Origin of the sequence: Pelagicoccus sp. SDUM812002, from assembly GCF_031127835.1 — a bacterium.
In the GTDB taxonomy this organism is placed as follows: domain Bacteria; phylum Verrucomicrobiota; class Verrucomicrobiia; order Opitutales; family Opitutaceae; genus Pelagicoccus.
Map to the genome: position 1 here is coordinate 1 of NZ_JARXHX010000140.1, position 425 is coordinate 425.

Consider the following 425-nt stretch of genomic DNA (forward strand, 5'->3'; position numbering starts at 1 on the left):
TTCGAAGCGTCCTGATGGGCCTTCACATGCGACGCGTCAAGCATGACCGAAATCGAGAAATCGCGATAGCGGCAAGAGATTCGTTCGAGAATCCATGCCCACATCCCGCATTCGCACCAGCGACGGAAACACCTCCACACGCTGTTGTGCTTCCCGAACCTGCCGGGCAGCTGATTCCACATCGCCCCGGTGCACAGACCCCACCAGATTCCGTCGAGAGTTCGGTCGATGCTTTTGTGCGGGCGGCCCCGACGGCCGCTTACCTCTTCGCGGTAAGCGTAGTTAATTTTTTTAGCTCCTTGCGGACTTCCGAGGGCATCTCGTCGGCTTTGTGTTCTGACATTGAATGCTTTCATAAAGTTTCACATGGCATTGAAAGCCAACATCTTAAATCAAATCGAAAATTTGTCCACGTGGCCTAGCAT

The 425-nt window shown here is 53.4% G+C and carries 1 protein-coding gene; it reads right to left on the reverse strand.

All coding sequences use genetic code 11. The features are described 5' to 3' along the window. A partial coding sequence (locus QEH53_RS24055) for a transposase (protein ID WP_309025782.1) occupies positions 1–356 on the reverse strand: 356 nt, incomplete at its 3' end. Positions 357–425 lie beyond the last annotated feature (69 nt).